This window comes from Kribbella sp. (assembly GCF_035655035.1).
In the GTDB taxonomy this organism is placed as follows: domain Bacteria; phylum Actinomycetota; class Actinomycetes; order Propionibacteriales; family Kribbellaceae; genus Kribbella.
Map to the genome: position 1 here is coordinate 1 of NZ_DASRVN010000567.1, position 2,968 is coordinate 2,968.

A 2,968-nucleotide genomic window follows, 5' to 3' on the forward strand; every position below is an offset into this window, starting at 1 on the left:
GACTGGGCCGAGTTGTCCGCCACCGCGTTGTCAGGGGCGAAGGCGGCGTACGCCGAACCCACTGCCAGGAGGCCGAACAGGAGCACGACGAGGCCGGCGGACCGGTGCCGTCGTCGCGCGGAGAGAAAGCGCGCCGGTGACAAGGGATTTCTCTTCTCACTCATTTGAGCAGGTAGATGGTCGCGAACAGGGCGATCCAGACCACGTCGACGAAGTGCCAGTAGTACGACACGACGATCGCCGAGACGGCCTGTTCGTGGGTGAACTTACGAGCCATGTACGTCCTGGCCAGGACGAACACGAAAGCGATGAGGCCGCCGGTCACGTGCAGGGCGTGGAACCCGGTGGCCAGGTAGAACACCGACCCGTACGCGTTGGACGAGATGGTCAGGCCCTCCTGCACCAGCCCGGTGTACTCCGTCACCTGGCCGGCGACGAACACCGAGCCCATCAGGTACGTGAGGATGAACCACTCACGCATGCCCCAGGCGCGGACGTCCAGCACCGAGCCGGTCCGGCCGACCCGGCCGTGCTCGGCGGCGAAGACGCCGAACTGGCAGGTGAACGAGGACAGCACCAGGATCGTCGTGTTCACCGCGGCGAACGGGACGTCCAGATGGTGCGTCATCAGCTGCCAGAGCGTCTCCGTCCCCGGAGCGGCGGCAGCGGTCGTCACCGACCGGATCGTGAAGTACGCCGCGAACAGGGCGGCGAAGAACATCAGTTCGCTCGAGAGCCAGACGATCGTGCCGACACTGACCATGCTGGGACGGTCGGCATGACCGTGTTCACGAGACGCTGGGAGCGCGGTTGCAGTGGCCACGCGGTCATTATGTCGGTCCTCGCGTTCAGCGCTACGACCACCCCCGTGCATGTCGTCAACCAGCTGTTCCTACTGTGGGACGGTGCTTCCCCTTCACGCCACCCCGGGCGACGTGATCGAGCCGCTGACAACGCTCCGGTTGCTGACGGCATGGACCTTCGAACCGGTGTTACTCGGCGTGATCGTGGCGCTCGGGGCCCTTTATCTGTACGGCGTCCACCGGCTCCGGGAGCGTGGCGACAAGTGGTCCCGCGGCCGGACGTTCGCGTTCGCCGGGGTCGGTCTGGGCAGCGCGGTGATCGCGACCCAGTCGGCGCTCGGCACGTACGACACGGTGCTGATCAGCGTGCACATGGTCCAGCACATGATCCTGTCGATGCTGACGCCGCTCGCGCTGGCGCTCGGCGCCCCGGTCACGCTGGCGCTCCGGACGCTCCCGCAACAGCCGCGGAAGTGGTTGCTCTCCGTGTTGCACTCGCGGTTCGCGAAGGTGGTCTGCTTCCCGCTGATCGGGTTCACGCTGTTCGTCCTGAGCCCCTGGGCGCTGTACTTCAGCGGCTGGTACGACGCGACGCTCCGGTCGACCGTGCTCCACGATCTGCTGCACCTGCACTTCATCCTGGTCGGATCGCTGTTCTTCTGGCCGCTGCTCGGGCTGGACCCGGTGCCAGGGCGGGTGATCTACCCGTTCCGGCTGATGATGACGTTCCTCACGTTGCCGTTCCACGCGTTCCTCGGGATCACGATCATGTCCGCGAACAAGCTGATCGCGGAGGACTGGTACACGAGCTTCGCCCGGTCCTGGCCGCCGTCGCCGCTGCACGACCAGTACATCGCCGGCGGGCTGTTGTGGGGCTCGGGCGACCTCGTCGGTGTGGTCTTCTTCGCCGTACTGTTCGTCCAGTGGGTCCGCCAGTCGCAGCGCGAGGCGCGCCGCGAGGACCGGCGTCTGGACCGGTTGGAGGAACAGGCTCGCAGGGCGAGCCAGGTGCCCCGGTAGCATTCGGTTGTCCAGTCTTCTTTAGAACACAGCTTGGGATGGATCGATGAGTTCAGAGCGTCCGCTGAGGGTCCTGGTCTACAGCGACGACCGCACGACGCGGGAGTCCGTCCGGATGGCCCTCGGCAAGCGGCCGGCGGCCGATCTGCCCGAGCTCGAGTACGTCGAGTGCGCGACCGAGCCGGCCGTCATCAAGACCATGGACAAGGGCCGGATCGACCTGGCCATCCTGGACGGCGAGGCGGTGCCGGCCGGCGGCCTGGGGATAGCCCGGCAGCTGAAGGACGAGATCTTCCAGTGCCCGCCGGTGCTGGTGCTCACCGGCCGCCCGCAGGACGCGTGGCTGGCGACCTGGTCGCGGGCGGAGGGCGTGGTCTCGCACCCGATCGACCCGATCAAGCTCGCCGAGGTCACCGCGGACCTGCTCCGGCAGCGGGTCGCCGAGCTGCCCGCCATCACGTCCTGACCCCGATGGCCGCCTACACCTGGTCCCACGTCATCGGTCCGCTGCTGCGGCACGAGGACCTGGAGGCCGCCGCCACCGCGTGGGCGATGGAGCAGATCCTGTCCGGGGCCGCGACCCCGGCCCAGCTCGCCGGGTTCGTGATCGCGCTGCGGTCCAAGGGCGAGACGGTCACCGAGGTCGAGGGACTCGTGCAGACGATGCGCGAGTTCGCCACCCCGATCAGTGTCCCCGGGCGGACCTTGGACGTGGTCGGGACCGGCGGCGACCAGGCCCACACGGTGAACATCAGCACGATGTCCGCGATCGTCGCCGCGGGCGCCGGCGCGAAGGTGGTCAAGCACGGCAACCGGGCGGCCTCGTCCGCGTGCGGCGCCGCCGACGTCCTCGAGGAGCTCGGCATCCCGCTCGACCTCAGCGGCCCGCAGGTGGCCGAGGTGGGGGAGCGCGCCGGGATCACGTTCTGCTTCGCGGCCGCCTTCCACCCGGCCCTGCGGAACGCGGCGGTCCCGCGCCGCGAGCTCGGCGTACCGACGACGTTCAACCTGCTCGGCCCGCTGGCCAACCCGGGCGACCCGTCGGCGCAGGCCGTCGGGGTTGCTGACGGGCGGGTCGCCGGGCTGATGGCCGGGGTGCTCGCGCGGCGCGGGATCGACGCGCTCGTGTTCCACGGCGACGACGG

4 protein-coding genes are annotated in these 2,968 nt (G+C 69.0%); 3 read left to right on the plus strand and 1 reads right to left on the minus strand.

All coding sequences use genetic code 11. The features are described from left to right. Window positions 1–160: 160 nt before the first annotated feature. Entirely contained in the window at window positions 161–763 is a 603-nt protein-coding gene (locus VFF46_RS30330; RefSeq protein ID WP_325040653.1) for a heme-copper oxidase subunit III, read from the minus strand. Between the two features lie 142 nt (window positions 764–905). On the opposite strand from VFF46_RS30330, the gene VFF46_RS30335 reads away from it, so the two are divergent. The 3 genes from VFF46_RS30335 to trpD all read left to right on the plus strand — a co-directional run. Further along, entirely contained in the window at window positions 906–1,823 is a 918-nt protein-coding gene (locus VFF46_RS30335; protein WP_325040654.1) for a cytochrome c oxidase assembly protein, read from the plus strand. 46 nt (window positions 1,824–1,869) lie between these two features. Further along, entirely contained in the window at window positions 1,870–2,289 is a 420-nt protein-coding gene (locus VFF46_RS30340) for a hypothetical protein (protein ID WP_325040655.1), read from the plus strand. Window positions 2,290–2,294: 5 nt separating this feature from the next. Further along, window positions 2,295–2,968: anthranilate phosphoribosyltransferase (trpD, locus tag VFF46_RS30345; protein ID WP_325040656.1), on the plus strand; the 674-nt coding region annotated here is incomplete at its 3' end.